Source organism: Photobacterium arenosum, assembly GCF_014841115.1.
Taxonomy (GTDB): Bacteria; Pseudomonadota; Gammaproteobacteria; order Enterobacterales; family Vibrionaceae; genus Photobacterium; species Photobacterium arenosum.
The window spans coordinates 564,111-580,189 of the sequence record NZ_JACYTP010000001.1 but is presented as its reverse complement, the minus strand read 5'-3'; the positions used below and the strand labels follow the sequence as shown (position 1 = coordinate 580,189).

At 52.3% G+C, this 16,079-nt stretch carries 13 protein-coding genes; 5 read left to right on the top strand and 8 right to left on the bottom strand.

The window, feature by feature from the left end:
• Positions 1-126 precede the first annotated feature (126 nt).
• From IFO68_RS02720 to IFO68_RS02705, 4 genes are all read right to left on the bottom strand, one after another.
• Positions 127-2,460, bottom strand: a complete 2,334-nt coding sequence (locus tag IFO68_RS02720) for an Ig-like domain-containing protein (protein WP_192014421.1) — start codon at positions 2,458-2,460, stop codon at positions 127-129.
• Positions 2,457-3,497: an OmpA family protein gene (locus IFO68_RS02715; protein WP_192014419.1), complete on the bottom strand. Its 1,041-nt coding sequence runs from the start codon at positions 3,495-3,497 to the stop codon at positions 2,457-2,459. Before IFO68_RS02715 ends, IFO68_RS02720 begins: the two co-directional genes overlap by 4 nt.
• A gap of 335 nt (positions 3,498-3,832) precedes the next feature.
• Complete coding sequence (locus IFO68_RS02710; RefSeq protein WP_192014417.1) at positions 3,833-4,324, bottom strand: copper chaperone PCu(A)C; 492 nt, start codon at positions 4,322-4,324, stop codon at positions 3,833-3,835.
• Positions 4,325-4,359: 35 nt separating this feature from the next.
• Positions 4,360-4,758, bottom strand: coding sequence for a hypothetical protein (locus IFO68_RS02705; RefSeq protein ID WP_192014415.1), 399 nt, complete (start codon positions 4,756-4,758; stop codon positions 4,360-4,362).
• Positions 4,759-5,000: 242 nt separating this feature from the next.
• On the opposite strand from IFO68_RS02705, the gene IFO68_RS02700 reads away from it, so the two are divergent.
• A complete protein-coding gene (locus IFO68_RS02700) occupies positions 5,001-5,993 on the top strand; it encodes a D-2-hydroxyacid dehydrogenase family protein (protein WP_192014413.1) in 993 nt (330 codons plus the stop codon).
• A 24-nt stretch (positions 5,994-6,017) separates the two neighbouring features.
• Positions 6,018-6,770 (top strand): SDR family oxidoreductase, encoded by a 753-nt coding sequence (locus tag IFO68_RS02695; RefSeq protein WP_192014411.1) that lies wholly within the window; start codon positions 6,018-6,020, stop codon positions 6,768-6,770.
• A 55-nt stretch (positions 6,771-6,825) separates the two neighbouring features.
• Here IFO68_RS02695 and IFO68_RS02690 read toward each other — a convergent pair whose 3' ends face one another.
• On the bottom strand, positions 6,826-7,536 hold the full coding sequence (locus tag IFO68_RS02690; protein ID WP_192014409.1) for a response regulator: 711 nt from the start codon (positions 7,534-7,536) through the stop codon (positions 6,826-6,828).
• Entirely contained in the window at positions 7,533-9,194 is a 1,662-nt protein-coding gene (locus tag IFO68_RS02685; RefSeq protein WP_225445006.1) for an ATP-binding protein, read from the bottom strand. The genes IFO68_RS02690 and IFO68_RS02685 overlap by 4 nt, the downstream gene beginning before the upstream one ends.
• A 268-nt stretch (positions 9,195-9,462) precedes the next feature.
• Here IFO68_RS02685 and IFO68_RS02680 point away from each other — a divergent pair, with 268 nt between their 5' ends.
• From IFO68_RS02680 to IFO68_RS02670, 3 genes are all read left to right on the top strand, one after another.
• A complete protein-coding gene (locus tag IFO68_RS02680) occupies positions 9,463-10,443 on the top strand; it encodes a tripartite tricarboxylate transporter substrate binding protein (protein WP_192014407.1) in 981 nt (326 codons plus the stop codon).
• 105 nt (positions 10,444-10,548) lie between these two features.
• Entirely contained in the window at positions 10,549-11,022 is a 474-nt protein-coding gene (locus tag IFO68_RS02675) for a tripartite tricarboxylate transporter TctB family protein (RefSeq protein WP_192014405.1), read from the top strand.
• A 2-nt stretch (positions 11,023-11,024) separates the two neighbouring features.
• Positions 11,025-12,554, top strand: coding sequence for a tripartite tricarboxylate transporter permease (locus IFO68_RS02670; protein ID WP_192014403.1), 1,530 nt, complete (start codon positions 11,025-11,027; stop codon positions 12,552-12,554).
• A 124-nt stretch (positions 12,555-12,678) separates the two neighbouring features.
• On the opposite strand, the gene IFO68_RS02665 is transcribed toward IFO68_RS02670, so the two are convergent.
• Complete coding sequence (locus IFO68_RS02665; protein ID WP_192014401.1) at positions 12,679-14,802, bottom strand: TonB-dependent siderophore receptor; 2,124 nt, start codon at positions 14,800-14,802, stop codon at positions 12,679-12,681.
• A gap of 116 nt (positions 14,803-14,918) precedes the next feature.
• Positions 14,919-15,836, bottom strand: coding sequence for an AraC family transcriptional regulator (locus IFO68_RS02660; RefSeq protein ID WP_192014398.1), 918 nt, complete (start codon positions 15,834-15,836; stop codon positions 14,919-14,921).
• Positions 15,837-16,079: the final 243 nt, after the last annotated feature.

Genomic DNA, 16,079 nt, shown 5'->3' with positions numbered 1-16,079 from the left:
ACGAATTAGCAGGAAACCCTGAGTGTCAAAAGTGGGGCAGCCGTTGCTGCTCTTGATGATTCAGATGAGAAGGTGCAGTTGAAGAAAAAGCCCGCTGTGGCCAGCGGGCTAATGGTTGCAGTGGTGTTACATTTCTAAATCGCTTTTCTCGACAGAGTTGATGGTGCAAACAGACAGCACTCCGGGTATGGTTGCCAGGCAACTGATATTGATGGCATTTTCACTATCAACATCGGTGCCTGATATATCGGCGGTGGAAGTAATCAGTACATCAGACAATACGCCTGCCAGTAATCTGACGGCACCCTCTGTGCTGACCGCCAGCAATGACGCTGCGGAGACGTGATAGGTCACGCTGCTATTATCAACCAGTACCTTGGAGCCGTCAGAATAGTAGGCGTGGGTTGAGACATTGAAAATGTCTGAACCAAGCAACTCAACGGCCAGACTGCCTGAGTGATCCGACTCTATCCGAACCCGCGACAGCACAGCAGGACCAATCGTCAGGGTTGTGTCCGCTGAACTGCCCCCATAATTTGCAGTAATGGTTGCTGACCCAACGGATACGCCCTGTGCCAGACCGCCTGTTGTGATAGTCGCGACACTGGTATCACTACTTTGCCAGCTCACCAGATCAGTGACATCCTGATCTGGACCACTAGTAAAGCTCGCAATAGCAGTAAATTCCTGGGTCAGGCCGTTGGCGATAGTCGCATTGAGCGGGGTGATTGCGAGTGAAGTTACCGTTGCTGCGGTGACATTCAGGGTCACGCCCGGACTGGTTTGCCCCTGATAGCTAGCAGTAATCTCTGTCGTCCCCATTGCCAGCGATTGCGCCAGACCTGAGGTATTGATGCTGGCGACACCCGTGTCCGAGCTGACCCAACTGACCAGATGGGTGACATCCTGCGTGCTGGTATCGGAAAAGGTTGCCGTGGCAGTGAACTGCTGCGTTGTACCATTGGCTATGCTTGGAGCGTTGGGAGTCACAGCAATGGCGCTGACGGTCGCTGGCGTGACTGAGAGTGGAATGTCGGCACTGTTGACCCCCTGATAATGGGCGGTAACGACTGTATTGCCTTCACCCAGACCGTGGGCTAAACCCGTTGCAGACAGGGTCGCAACACTGGTATCGCCGCTTTTCCAGTTCACCTGATCGGTCACATCCAGGGTGCTGCCATCAGAGAACTTGGCGGTGGCGGTAAATTGCTGGGTGGTGCCTTTAGCAATACTGGCCGTCTCTGGTTCAACTGAGATAGACGACACGGTTGCTGCCGTCACTTCCAGACTCGCGTTATTGCTGTCTGTTCCGCCAAAGTTGGCAGAGATAGCGGCAGACCCCGTCGCGAGAGCACTGACCACACCCGTAGTGGAAACGGTCGCCACAGCGGTATCGGTACTGCTCCATGTCGCTTGCGCACTGACATCCTGCGAGGTGCTGTTATTAAAATGCGCTATGGCCGTATAGGCATGGCTGGTGCCCTTGGCCAGACTCAGGTTAGCAGGTGTGACTTGCACTGAATTAACTGTCGTATCCGTAACGGTGAGATTTACAGGAGCGCTGGTTGTGCCATTGAAACTGGCGGTAATGTTGGCCGTTCCTGCAGCAATGGCTTCCGCCAGCCCTGATGCTGAGATGGTCGCCGCCGCGGTATTGTCGCTGTCCCAGGTGACCTGAGGGGTTAAGTCTTGTGTCGAACCATCGGAGAACTGGCCAGTGGCAGTAAACTGCTGTTGTGTGCCAGTGACCAATGACGCCGTGGCGGGTGAGAGATGAATTGAACTCAATGTCTCATCTGTCACTGTTATCGTCGCCTGATTACTGCTGACGCCTTCAAATTGCCCGGTAACAGTGGCGGTTCCTTGTGCCTTGGCGGAGGCTATACCGTCGGTGCTTAGCTCAACGGTACTGGCATCTGTCGTATTCCAGATTGTCTGGCTGGTGACATCTTCACGGCTGCCATCGTGATAGTATGCCAGCGCGGTAAACTGTACCTGTGTTCCTGCGGCTGCTGTCACCTGTCCGGGAGTGATTTGCAACTGGCTGACCGTATGGCCGCCTGTTACCGTAATCACAACTCCGCCGCCACTCACACCGGCATAGCTGCAGGAAATGGTGGCTTCGCCTGCCGCAATGGCCTGGATCACGCCTTTGTCACTGACGGTGGCAACTGATTCATCGCTGCTGGTACATTGCGCGTACTGAGTGACATCTTTTTTATCTTTGTTCGCGTAAATGGCATTCACGGTAAAGCTAAGGGAACTGCCAGCTTCTGCTGTGTTCGCGCTGGGGATGATTTCGAGATTACGAACGGTTTTACCGCCCTTATCTACGGCGCTGCCGTCGTTGTCTTTCTGGCTGGGCAGACCGCTACTTTCTCCGCCGCAACCTGCCAGAGTCAGCGTCATGAGCAAAATACCCAGCCATAGTGTTAAGTACCGGCTAATGTTGTTCTTCATTGGGTTGCCTTCCTTGTAAACTGAGGAGAAGTCAGCACTACGCGTCGGTTCATAGCACGGTTAGCCGGGGTGTCATTACTGACCAGCGGCTTGGTTTCGCCAAACGCTTCGTAGCTGATACGGTCAGGGGTAATACCCTGTTGTTCAAAATACTGCACAACACTTTGCGCCCTGCGTTCAGACAACTTCATGTTGTAGTCTTCCGAGCCAACATCGTCGGTATGGGTTTCAACGCGCAACATGGCTTCCGGATACTGATTCAGGTGATTCAGCATCGGTTGGAACGCGGAAGTCATATCAGGACGAAGCTTGGCAGAATTGAATTCGAAGATCGCATTGGACTGAGCACCATCCACCTGGAGTGTAAAGGCTTCCTGAGTGGCAGGCGGCGGAGCGGGTTCTGGCTCAGGTTCAACAACTGCGACAGGTTGCGGGTCATTACCTGAAAACCGGTAGCTGATACCCAGCATCAGGGTATGGAGATCGGCACCAGCCGTACCATCGTCGCCGACATCATTGGCAAACTGATAGCTGAGTCCGGTTCGCCAGCGCGGTGTAAAGTCCCAGTCAACGCCGACACCGACTATGGGGGAGAATCCATCTTCGTCGTTAGATACAGTACCGGCAATTTCTTTACCATCGCTGGAAACATGCCAGGCCATCACGCCGGCTTTACCCACCACAGACACCACATCCGATACCGGATAACGATAGCCCAGAGAGGCTGACAGCCCTAACACATCACCTTCATAATCGGCGCCAACGGAAGGGTCATCCAGAGCCGGATAAGTGGCATCAAACTGGCCGTAATAGTCGTAGGCAACTTCCAGCTCCCAGCGCGGAGTCCAGGCGTAGTTATAGAAAATTCCCGCGCCTGGCGCGTCGTCATCACAGCTGATGTTATGGCTTTCGCAGGCATCATCAGCAAAAGTGTAATTGGCGCGGAGTCCGACGCGGTGCTCAGAGGCATTGGCGAGAGAGATACATAAAGTGCTTAGTACAAGACATGAAAGGGAAAACGTTGTGCTTTGATTCATTACCGATCCATCCTCAATCCTTGAAAACGCTATAAAGAGCTACCCAGCTTAGGAACTTCTTGTCATCCAGGTATGCTTAAAGTCAAATTAGTACAAAGATCACAGGTTTGCGAAATAAGTTGCACAGTTAACTCTATTTGATGAGATGGTTTTTTAGTCTTAGTTGTTCACTTTGGCTGGGAGAGGAGACAAATCGGGCTTCTGGAATGATTTATGCGTGTGTGCCGAAACGTGTCCGGGCGCAGAAACAAAAACACCCCGCCAGATAAACCAGCGAGGTGTAGACGGTCTTGTTGTTTGATGACAGATCAATGCATGCTGTCGTGGTTCAAACTTTAGTGGTCCATGTTGCCGTGATCCATGTTTTGTCCGGTGTTCATCATGTAGTCGGCTTTTTCTACCTTCACTTTCACTTCCACTTTACCGGCGTTCTGAAAATAAAGTGTCAGCGGGAAACTATCCCCCAGCTTAGGTACTGATGTCAGGTTAAACATCATAATGTGGTAGCCACCGGGCTTTAGCATTTGAGTGTCATGGGCAGGGATCTGAATGTCGTCTACTTTGCGCATCTTCATCATGCCGTTTTCGTGCGCATGTTCATGAAGTTCGACTTTATCAGCAATGGGCGATTCCGCCCGCAACAGGACATCCGCCTGATCACCGTGGTTATCAATTGAGAAAAAAGCGGCGGCAACCGAAGACATAGGCGGGACTTCTTTAGACCAGGGATGATCAATGTGCAGCTCGCCAGACTTGAATTCGTGGGCCGTTGCCAGGCCGGAGGTGAAGACAGAAGCGGCCAGCAGCAAAGCGTGTAATGGTTTCATTGTGTTCTCCAATGGGTATTAAGCAATCAAAAATGTTAAACGGGATGTGATGATGTGCTTATCGGCGGAGGAGAGTGTTTTGGCCCAAACAGTTCATACAGTTTGTTGTTAGCACTGAGCCAGAACATACGGCGCAGGCCGGAAAAAATCGCAACGGATGCCAGAATAAGCGGTTGAATATAACTGGTGTCGTAATGGATGGGCTGTAATGGCGTGAGCAGTGGGCAGTGATTTTGCCATTGTGCATGCGACGACCCGTCATGCTGATTAACCAGATCGGCGACTGATACCCATTGCAGGCCATGCACTGTACAGATCAGGATTTTATCCCCGGTCAAGCCGCTCGGAGTACCCTGATGAAAAGCCGGATTGATCACCACAACAGCCGACAACACATTCAGCCATAGCAATGACGCCAGAACGATAGTTATCATTCCAGCGCGATTGCGGGTTGAAGTAAAAGTTGTGGTCATGGTGTTTTGTCTGATTCTGAGAAGCTGAAATCATAGCAGATGAGAATAACATTCGGTAACAGATTACCGGTAAGTGCTTGAAAAAATCAGACTGAACACAGGTTTTCTGTGTGATTACCCGGCCGCCAGCGTCTTGAGTATCAGGTTGTTTTTTCATGAGAAGAGTGCTTGAATATCGGCACTTACCCACCGGAGGCAAAGGAATGAAGGTTGCTATTCTGGACGATTATCAGGATGTTGTCCGTACCTTGCCCTGTTACTCTCTTCTGAATGAATACGATGTGACTGTGTACACATCGCCGCCTGCTGATCAGTCTCAGCTTATCGACAGACTGAAAGACAAAGACGTACTGGTGCTGATCCGTGAACGCACTGTCATTGACGACGCCTTACTTGCCCATCTTCCCCGCCTTAAACTGATCAGCCAGACCGGTAAGATCAGCAATCATTTGGATCTTGACGCCTGTACTCGCCATCAGGTTGCTGTGGCGGAAGGTGTCGGCTCACCTGTCGCGCCTACGGAATTATGCTGGGCGCTGATCATGGCGGCCAGCCGGCAACTGCTGCCTTATTGCCAGCATCTGCAGGTGGGAGAGTGGCAGCAGTCCGGATTGCCACAGCTGGGCCGTAGCCTGAGTGGCAGAACATTGGGGATCTGGGGCTTTGGTAAAATCGGCCAGCGTATTGCCCGGATCGCAGACGTGTTTGATATGAAGGTGCTGGTCTGGGGCAGTGAACATTCCCGCGATCTGGCTGTCACGCAAGGGTATCAGGCCGCGCCGTCGAAAGCGGCGTTTTTCGCTCAGTCTGACATTGTGTCGCTGCATTTACGGCTCAACGTGCACACCCGCGGATGCGTAACGGCCGACGATCTGGCACTGATGAAAGCCGATGCACTGTTTGTGAATATCAGTCGTGCTGAACTGGTGGAATCCGGCGCGCTGGTGGCAGCCCTTGAGCGGGGGAAACCTGGCTATGCGGCAGTGGATGTTTACGAGACAGAGCCTGCTTTACCCGCTGACGAGCCACTGCTAACCATGCCGAACGTGTTATGTTCGCCACACCTGGGGTTTGTCGAACAGGACAGTTACACACTGTATTTTGAAACGGCTCTGGCCAATGTGGTGAGTTACGGCAAAGGCCAGCCAGCCGGTCTTGCGAATGCCGCGGTCTTGAGCACTGAACCTCATCAATAACTATGGAATGAAAAGGAATCGGAGATGCCAAAAGAGCGGGTAGTATTGATTACCGGATCCAGCCGGGGAATTGGCGCGGCTACAGCGATTCAGCTGGCCTCTCAGGGAGTGAGTGTCTGCGTGAATTATCGTTCTGAGCACGAAGCGGCAGAGCAGATTGTGCATCGGGCGCGTAAATATGGCGTGAACGCCATTGCTATACAGGCGGATGTGTCTCAGGAACAGGAGGTGCTGCGGCTGTTTGCCACACTGGATAATGAACTGGGGCCGATAACCGGACTGGTGAATAACGCCGGTATTTTGATGCAACAGATGCCGGTGTTACACATGACAGCAGAGCGAATCAATGCCGTGATGCACACCAATGTCACCAGTTGCTTTTTATGCTGCCGGGAAGCGATCCGGCGCATGGCTTATTCGCAAGGCGGCCAGGGCGGCTCGATTGTCAATGTCTCTTCGGCGGCTTCCCGCACCGGCGCGCCCTTTGAATATGTCGATTATGCAGCCTCGAAAGGGGCAATGGATACCATGACCCGCGGCCTGTCACTGGAAGTGGCCAGTGAAGGCATTCGTGTCAACGGCGTTCGTCCCGGCTTCATTTATACCGACATGCACGCCTCAGGTGGTGAACCGAATCGGATTGAACGGCTGAAATCAGCGATACCTATGCAGCGCGGCGGCACTGCCGAAGAAGTATCAGAAGCGATCTGCTGGTTATTGTCGGATCAGGCGTCTTATTCGACCGGATCTTTTATCGATCTGGCGGGTGGCCGTTAAACACAGTCAAGATCGGCTTATATCCGTCATCGGCAGGGCTGGCCGCAGCCAGCAGCTATGGCTGACTGCGGTACTTTCGCTCCGGCCGGCCGACGCTGCCATAAGAGACTTCGGCACTCAGCTCATCGGTACTGACCAGATACTCAAGGTATCGACGGGCAGTGGTTCTGCTGGCCCCAATTTCCTGACCCACCTGCTCGGCGTTGAGATTAATGTTCGGATCGGTGAATACGCTGCGGATTTTATCCAGCGTCAGGCCATCAATACCTTTCGGCAACCGTGAGGCCGTGGCTGGCGGCGTTTGCGGCGCGGGCTGATCAGTGGCAGAGGTGGGCTGCAGCAAACCATCGACATCGCTTTGCACCAGTGAGTGCATGTCAGACAACTTGTCCAGGTGAGCGCTGAAATTGAATAACGCCGACTGCAGTCTTTCAAACACCACAGGTTTTAAAATGTAATCAAATATCCCGCTGCGCATCGCGGTGCGCAGGGTATCGACTTCAGTGGCCGCCGTGACCAGAATCACGTCGGTATGGCAGCTTTCAGCACGCAGTTCCCTGAGCAGTTCCAGCCCGGTTCCGGTCGGGAACTGATTATCCAATAACAGTAACTGAGGCTGGAACACGTCAATCAAATCCCTGGCTTCATCCAGGCCATGGGCTATGCCTACAACCTGAAAGCCCGGTGTTTTTTCGACGAACCGGCGCTGTATTTCCGCATTTTGCGGATCATCTTCTGCAATGACGACAGTAATGGGTGCTGTCATTGTTGTTCCTCTTGTCCATGTTTTGTTGCATTGTCTGAACGACGCAGTGATTTGGGAATGTACACAGTAAAACGACTGCCGGAAGGTTCAGCGGGTTCGACGGTAATGATGCCGCCGAGATGTTCTGTCAGTTGTTTGACTAAATGCAGTCCGATGCCGTGTCCTTCAACGTCCTTGGTGGTGTAACCACGGGTAAAAATTTTATCTTGTTCCCCTTCGGCAATGCCAGGTCCCTGATCATTGACCTCGAAAATCAGCTCTTTACCTAAGTCACTCATGCTGAGCAGTACCATACCGCCCGAGCCATGGTGCCTGAGCGTTGCTTCCAGCGCATTGTCTATTAAGTTACCCAGTATGCTGACTAATTGCTCGCGGGGCAGAGAGGCCGGTATGTCCGACATCTGGCTGTCGTCGTCAATGGCCAGTTCCAGGTTCAGTTCTCTGGCCCTGTTGTATTTACCGAGCAGGCACCCGGCCAGAATGCTGTCTGAGGTTGCTTTCATTATGGTCTGAATAAAACTCTGATGACTGGATGTTTCCTGCCCGATTACCTTCAGCGCCTGTTCAACCGCACCAATCTGAATCAGACCGGCTATGGTGTGCAGCTTATTATTGTACTCATGGGACTGGCTGCGCAGGCTATCGGCATATTGCTGAATACGGGTCAGTTTACGGCTGACCAGATCGACTTCATTTTTCAGCCGGAAGCTGGATACCACCCCTGTGACTTCACCGTCCTGCACCATGGGAAAACGGTTGGCGATCAGGTTGCGGTCATGCAGCCAGATTTCCTGGTCAAAATGGTGCTCGCCGCTTTCCAGTACATCCAGCATTCCGTTGTCGGGTAACACATCATGAATATGACGGCCAATGTATTTTTCGTCAGCCGGCAATTGCAATGTTTTGATGGCGGCATGGTTAAAGGTGGTGATGATACCGTGCTGATTAATGGCCACTATGCCTTCACGCACGGTTTCAAGCGTGGCATTGCGTTCATGAAACAGCCGGCCAATCTGCTCAGGCTCCAAATCAAAAATGGCTTTGCGGAAATGATTGGCAAACCAGAGTGCCATGATCACGCTGAACAGAAAGGCCAGCGTACTGGCAACAATCATGGAAAGCTGATGACGGCTGACAATGGCATCGACTTCGGTCAGCAAATAGCCAACTGAAACTATGCCGATGATCTGAGCACCATCTGTGCTGAAAATAGGGGCTTTGCCACGCATTGACCAGCCGATACTGCCTTGATCCAGTGCGACATACGCCTGGCCGTTAATCAGCGCCTGGCTGTTATCGTCACTGTCGTCATCCGACATAGATTTGCCGATACGCTGCGGGTTGAGGTGGGCAAGCCGAATGCCCTGGCTGTCGCCAATAACAACAAATCTTGCCTGGGCGGCCTGGGCCATTTTCAGGCTCAGTGGCTGCAAAAATGCGGTGTCTCTGTCTGATACGGCGCGAATCACATCGGGTGAGGCTGCAATGGTTTTCGCTACCCGTATCGCCTGCTGGCCAATTTGTTCATGTAACACACTGTCGAGATAGCGAATAGTAAAGTGGCCGAGCGCTCCCGCTTGCAGGATCGCGATAAAACCCAGGATTAAGACCATCCGGGTTTTGAGTCGAAAATGACGCAAAGACAACAACTTAGTCATGTGAGAAGGTGTTCCGTCTACCTTTGTAACATCTGTGAAACAGTGTACCGTCAGTGGCACCGAAATGCTGTGAACAATATGAACTTAATGTATTTTACGCCCGATATTCACATTATTTTTACAATCTTTTCATGTTTCTGAACGTGGCATACCTTGACTTAGTAGTTAAGCAATAACAGAACCTGAAGCCGCAGGCAGACAATAAGTTTGAGCCATAGCGGTAAATCAGGTCGGGCGATGGACCCCAATCTAATAACGAGGAAAAGGTATGCTTACTCAGTTAATTACCCGCAAACGTGTCTCCGTACTTGCTGCAATCATGGCTTCTGCATTGAGTGTCAGTGCTCAGGCTAAAGTTGATTCCATTCACTTTCTGGTACCTGGCGGTGCTGGTGGCGGTTGGGACAGCACAGCACGCGGTACCGGTGAAGTATTGAAAAAATCTGATCTGGTTGACACCATTTCTTACGAGAACATGTCCGGTGGCGGCGGCGGTAAAGCCATTGCGTACCTGATTAAAACCGCTGAGCAATCCACAGACACCCTGATGGTTAACTCTACCCCTATTGTGATTCGCTCACTGTCTAAAGTTTTCCCTCAGTCATTCCGTGATCTGACCCCGGTAGCCGCCACTGTGGGTGACTACGCTGCATTTGTGGTGCCGGCTAAATCTAAATACACCAGCTTCACTGACATAGTGAACGATTACAAAAAAGATCCCAGCAGTATCACAGTGGCGGGCGGCTCTGCACGCGGCAGCATGGATCACCTGGTTGCCGCACTGGCGTTCAAAGCCGGTGGTGGTGAGCCGCGCCGTCTGAAGTACCTCGCGTATGATGCTGGTGGTAAAGCCATGGCCGGTTTGCTGTCTGGCGAAACCACACTGCTTTCAACGGGCCTGAGTGAAGCCCTGACGCTGGCAGATGCCGGTGAAATCCGCATCCTGGCGATGACAGGTGATCAACGTTCTCCTTCAGCGCCGGAAGTACCGACTCTGCAGGAGCTTGGCTATAACGCAACCTTCGTGAACTGGCGTGGATTCTTTGCCGCACCGGGTCTCAGTGATGAAAAAGCGGATGAGTTTGCCGAGGTACTGGGCGAGATGTACAACACAGAGCAGTGGAAAACCGTGCGTGACCGTTACGGCTGGACTGAAATCTACAAGCCTCGTAAAGAGTTCGTTGCCTTCCTGTCACAGCAGGAAAAAGAAATCGGCGATCTGATGCGTGAACTGGGCTTCCTGAAGTAATCCTGTCTGCATGACATGTTGCGCACCGCCTGACTGGGTGGTGCGCGTAGTAACAAACCGGCCTGAGTCTGGGGCCGGGTCAAACCGATAGTGGTGAGGATGACCATGACTATAACGAAAGATCATATCGGTGGACTGGTGTTTCTGTGCTTTTCCATCGTTTACGGTTACTACGGCAGCGGAATTGAGATGTTCCCCGGCGATGAATATCAGCCTTTCAATGCGAAATCTTTGCCACTGACTCTGGCAGGGCTTGGCATTGTGCTGGCGTTATGCCAACTGGTAACGGCTAGCCGCAGTCAGGATGACAAACTGGATTTACGGGGACTGGATTTTGTTCTGATCACCAAACTGCTGTTGCTGATGCTGATTTTTGCCGCTTCCCTTGAATGGATTGGTTTCATGTTGTCGACAGTGATCTTTCTGATGGGAGGCTACTGGTTGCTGGGTGAGCGTCGTCCTAAGGTTCTGCTGGTGGCGTCTGTGCCATTTGCCGTGTGCTTCTGGTTCTTGCTGACGCAGTTGCTTGACATCTATCTGGCCCCTGGCCGACTGATAACGAGTATTCTCGGGGGTTAATTATGTTCGATGGAATGATGACTGGATTGTCGACGGCAATTATGCCCTTCAATCTGATGATGGTGGTGGTTGGCTGCTTTGCCGGGACATTCATTGGTATGTTACCGGGTCTTGGCCCGATTTCTGCCATCGCACTGATGATCCCTATTACTTATGGTCTTGATCCTTCTTCTGGCATTATCCTGATGGCCGGTGTGTACTACGGTGCTGTCTTTGGTGGTTCAACCTCATCAATACTGATTAATGCGCCGGGCTGTTCAAGCACAGTGGTTACAGCCTTTGACGGTTTCCCGCTGGCGCAGAAAAATCAGGCAGGTAAAGCCCTGGCATTGGCCGCGTATTCCTCTTTCACTGGCGGAACAATTGGTGCCATCATTTTGCTCTTTGCAGCACCTGCTCTGGCCAAAGTCTCACTGAGTTTCCAGTCCAGCGACTATTTTGCGCTGATGATTCTGGGCCTGACGGCGGTGGCCGCTTTCTCCGGCAAAGGCCAGGTGCTCAAAGCCCTGATGATGACAGTCTTCGGCCTGATGATTTCGACCGTCGGCAACGATGTCATGACAGGCGTGCCGCGATTTACCTTCGATAATGTCGATTTGATTGACGGTATCAGCTTCCTGCTGCTGGCTATGGCGACTTTCGCGCTGACCGAAGTGGTGATGACGGTTCTGCGGGGTGAGCACCGGCATGAAGATGCGCAGATGGACATGAACAATCTGGGCAGCATGAAACTCAGCAAGGAAGAAGTGAAGCATGTGGCACCAACGGTAGCGCGTTCTTCAGTCTTTGGTTTCCTGGTTGGTGTATTGCCTGGCGCCGGGGCCACCATTGCCTCTTTCCTGAGCTACGGTATGGAGCGTAATCTGGCGCCGAAAGAAGAGAAAGAAAAATTCGGCAAAGGCGCGTTACGGGGTCTGGCTGCGCCTGAGTCAGCGAACAACGCAGCATCTACCGGCTCTTTCGTCCCTTTGCTGACACTGGGTATTCCCGGTTCGGGCACAACCGCTATTATGCTGGGTGCACTGATTGCGTATGGTATTCAGCCAGGTCCGCGCCTGTTCATTGATAATCCGGATGTCTTCTGGTCGGTGATCATCTCAATGTACTTCGGTAACCTGGTGCTGCTGATTCTGAACCTGCCGCTGATCCCGTACATCTCCAGGCTGCTGGTGATCCCGCGTCCGATCCTGATTCCGTTGATTCTGTTCTTCTCCATCACAGGGGTATATCTGGTGAGCTTCAATGCCTTTGATATCCAGATGATGGTATTGATCACAGTGATTGCGACCTTCCTGAAATTGCTCAACTTCCCTATGGCACCTATGCTGCTGGGATTCATTCTAGGCGACATACTGGAGAAAAACCTCAGCCGCTCGCTGACACTGTCTGATGGTTCTTTCGCTTTCCTGGTAGAACGTCCAATGACATTAACCATTATGGTGCTGGCAGTGCTGGCGTTGTTGATGCCACTGTTCAGCACCTGGCGTGATAAGCGCAAAGCCGTTGCAAAAGGGCAGACGCAGCAGGTGTAAGCTGAAGCCGGACAGATGACCGGATAAATAGAGTGAAGAAAAAGCCGCACGTTCTTGGAACCGTGCGGCTTTGCTTTTTCTGGTCTCTGGAGTCAGAATTCAGGCCAGCAGCAAAGAGTGACTATCAGAAACTGAATGCGACTTTGGCTTCAACCGAGCGCTCGGTACCCAACCAGCAGTTGTTCTGATCGAAACAGGTGTAGTATTCCTTGTCGAACAGGTTTGAGGCACTGACGGTGGCGCTCACGTTGTTCAGGCTGGCGCTTAACTCGCCTAAATCATAGCGGGCAGACAGATCAAACAAGGTGTAGTCAGGGACTTTGGCGGTGTTTTGCGCATCGATTTCAGACTCGCCGACATAACGCACACCAGCACCCAGTACAGTACCGCTTAACAGGCCGTTGTAGATGTAATAGTTAGCCCACAGTGATGCCATTTGCTCGGGGATCCACACCGGGGTTTTTCCTTCGATGCCGGTATTGTCCTGCGTTACTTCCGCATCGGTATAGGTGTAGTTCAGCGCAATATCCAGATTGTCATTCAGCAGCCAGAAGCTTTCAAACTCCAGCCCACGGGTGCGGACTTCGCCCGTTTGGATCTTGTCATAGGCACTGCCATTGGGGTCTCGGGTCACTACATTTTGTTTGGTCAACTGGTAGGCCGCCAGACTGGCGGACTGGGTTCTATCGGCAGACTGGTATTTTACCCCGGCTTCCCATTGCTGGCCTTCAGAAGGCTCGAACACTTTGCCGAATCTGTCCTGTCCGGCTACTGGCTCAAAGCTTTCCGAATAGCTGATATAGGGGGCAAAACCGTAGGCCAGATTATAGAGCGCGCCGATTCGGCCGGAGAAGCTGTCTTGCTCAATATCGCCGGATATTACACCGTCGGTTTTCTGGTCAAGTTCGTAATGATCATACCGCCCGCCTGCCAGTAAAATAAGCTTATTCCAGCGGATCTGATCCTGCAGATACACACCCAGCTGAGAGGTATTGATATTGTGCTTGGCTCTGTAGTTAAAGCCAGGATTGTTGGGGTCAATCTGATCGTTGTCCGGGTTGAACATATCAATGCTCGGCACGCTGAAATCCAGGGTGTCCTGATACACCACAGAAGAGTCCATGTACTGGTAGTCCAGGCCCATCAGGACATTATGCTCGGCAGCCCCCCAATGGAGTTTGCCTGTGAGCTGGTTGTCCATGGTCAGGAATCCTAACTCCTCATCGGTCTGATAGGCATTACGGCTGAGTGTCCGGTTATCTGCGGCTAAGGCACCATTGTAGGTGTTTGTCTGATGCAGGCTGGCGTCGCTGTATCTCAGGTTATGCAGTAACGTCCAGTCGTCATTAAAATCATGCAGCACTTTGTAGCCGAGCATCAGTACTTCACGTTCGAAATCATTCCAGTTTTTATCGCCCGTGAAAGTGTCAGGAGATAACTTGCCTTCCGGGTTAGGCAGCACAGAACCCTTTGCCGGCACTGTGGTGTAAATGCCTGCGCTCGGGTCGTTCTGATAATACAGGTTGAGGTTGATCAGGGTGTCATCAGAAGCCTGCCAGTCAATGGAAGGGGCTATCATATAGCGCTCATCTTCGGCAGTATTTGCCTGACTGTCCCTTTGCCGCGCCAGAGCGATGAGGCGATAGCTGACATCGCTGTTCTCCAACTGGCCCGTGGTATCAATATTGGCTTGCATCAGATTGTTGGTACCTGTGTTGATTTCGATATCCGTTTGCCGGGTTTTCTGTGGTGTTTTTGCGATCAGGTTAACCATGCCACCCGGCGGGATATTGCCGTACAGCACAGAGGTCGGGCCTTTAAATACTTCCACTTGCTCCACGGCAAAGGCATCCACCTGGCCTTGCAGGTTCCAGCCACTGAGGTAGGGCAACTGCAGACCGTCGTAGAAATTCTGATAGTTGATGAAGCCCCGGATATTGAACAGATCCAGTCGGGTGACCGCCCCGCCGCGCAGTTCGGTATTGACCCCAGACACATAGCGTAAGGCTTCGCTCACCGAGCTGGCACCGCGCAGATCGAGCGTCTCGCGGTCGATAACCGAGATAGCCTGCGGGGTTTCTTCGGCGGTCAGTGCGGTTTTGGTGGCGGTGTTGCGATAGGTCTCACCTAACACCGTGATGGTGTCATCTACGTGGGTTGTCTGGGTGTCTGTCTGGGCGACAGCCGATACGCTGAAGGATGAGGCAATGGAAATAGCCAGCCAGGAAGGAGCGAAAGTGCGATACATCAAAATAAACCTCTGCTGCAATATGTGAATGCTAATTGTTATCAATTGCATTCTAAGGAACTTGCGGCAGGAAAATTAACAATTTGGTGCATCTTGAGATTTGTGGTCGTGATTTTTCAGGCAGGCTCAACCGGCATCCAGTACTCCATGCGGTGAGCTGGGTTGGCGACATCAAATTGCGGCGGATAAATCTCCAGCTCATAGCCATCTATGCCTTTGAAACTGGACTCAGGCAACCAGGCGGCGATGAACCAATGGAGCACTTTATCCAGCTGATGGATAGGCCCGGAGTAGGGAATCACGGCGTAAAGCTGCTCGGGGACATTCAGGCATTGAGTCTCAGCCGCAGTATGTAGCACCGCATCAGACGCCTGTTCCGATGGTATGCCAGCCCAGTAAATCAATGCGTCACCCGACTGGCTCTGGGTATCAATCACACCTATCTGGCTGATGGTGCCTGTCCCGGTAACTTGCTGATGAAACTGGTGCCAGATCGCGGGCACTGTCTTCGGGTAATCGGGGTTATCGGCGAACAGGCCATGAATTTTTCCGCTCACGCCGCAGAGCTGAAAGGCTGGGCGGCGCTCAAGACGGATTTGTAACAGACGCTGTGAGATCTCAGGGGCTAAAGTTACCGGCCTGGTCGATTGCAAAGGGGTTCTGAGGCCTGTCAGCAGCCCGCGTTTTTTATAGCTGCCGGGCGCGCAGCCGAACATTTGCCGGAAAGCGCGGATAAAACTGATTTCGGAGTTAAAGCCGCAGGAGAGCGCGATGTCGAGAATTCTGTCATTGCCTGATAATAGTTGTTCCGCAGCCCGGCTGAGTTTCAGCTCGCGCACATACTGCGCCAGTGTCAGCCCGGTTTCGCTGTTAAACACCCGCTGAAGCTGCCAGCGCGACCAGCAACTTTGCTCCGCCAGTTCCACCACACTCAACGGCTGATCCAAATGGGTGTGGATGTAATCCAGTACCCGTTGAATACGCGTGAAATGATGCGGCTTGGGTGTATGACTTGGGCTGGCTGGTGTGTTCATTACGACGGTTCAGTGTCTTTGTCATTCCATAATGGTCACAGATAGTAACACTGAAGCACTTTGCCCGGTAGTTGAGCAGATCGTCTTTACTGCCCAAATAGGGCGCAGCGTCACAGTGCTGACCGTCAGGGTATCAGTGTCGATGAGAATTGACCTTTGACATTCTATTGGCAACAGCCGAAGGTGTACGAAGTAGAATGAATTCATCAATATATCCGTTCCGCCTGAGCTTGTATCAGGTGA

Excerpts from the sequence above, each read along its gene's own strand:
- IFO68_RS02720 (WP_192014421.1), bottom strand. The coding sequence starts at position 2,460 with ATGAAGAACAACATTAGCCGGTACTTAACACTATGGCTGGGTATTTTG.
- IFO68_RS02715 (WP_192014419.1), bottom strand. The coding sequence starts at position 3,497 with ATGAATCAAAGCACAACGTTTTCCCTTTCATGTCTTGTACTAAGCACT.
- IFO68_RS02710 (WP_192014417.1), bottom strand. The coding sequence starts at position 4,324 with ATGAAACCATTACACGCTTTGCTGCTGGCCGCTTCTGTCTTCACCTCC.
- IFO68_RS02705 (WP_192014415.1), bottom strand. The coding sequence starts at position 4,758 with ATGATAACTATCGTTCTGGCGTCATTGCTATGGCTGAATGTGTTGTCG.
- IFO68_RS02700 (WP_192014413.1), top strand. The coding sequence starts at position 5,001 with ATGAAGGTTGCTATTCTGGACGATTATCAGGATGTTGTCCGTACCTTG.
- IFO68_RS02695 (WP_192014411.1), top strand. The coding sequence starts at position 6,018 with ATGCCAAAAGAGCGGGTAGTATTGATTACCGGATCCAGCCGGGGAATT.
- IFO68_RS02690 (WP_192014409.1), bottom strand. The coding sequence starts at position 7,536 with ATGACAGCACCCATTACTGTCGTCATTGCAGAAGATGATCCGCAAAAT.
- IFO68_RS02685 (WP_225445006.1), bottom strand. The coding sequence starts at position 9,194 with ATGACTAAGTTGTTGTCTTTGCGTCATTTTCGACTCAAAACCCGGATG.
- IFO68_RS02680 (WP_192014407.1), top strand. The coding sequence starts at position 9,463 with ATGCTTACTCAGTTAATTACCCGCAAACGTGTCTCCGTACTTGCTGCA.
- IFO68_RS02675 (WP_192014405.1), top strand. The coding sequence starts at position 10,549 with ATGACTATAACGAAAGATCATATCGGTGGACTGGTGTTTCTGTGCTTT.
- IFO68_RS02670 (WP_192014403.1), top strand. The coding sequence starts at position 11,025 with ATGTTCGATGGAATGATGACTGGATTGTCGACGGCAATTATGCCCTTC.
- IFO68_RS02665 (WP_192014401.1), bottom strand. The coding sequence starts at position 14,802 with ATGTATCGCACTTTCGCTCCTTCCTGGCTGGCTATTTCCATTGCCTCA.
- IFO68_RS02660 (WP_192014398.1), bottom strand. The coding sequence starts at position 15,836 with ATGAACACACCAGCCAGCCCAAGTCATACACCCAAGCCGCATCATTTC.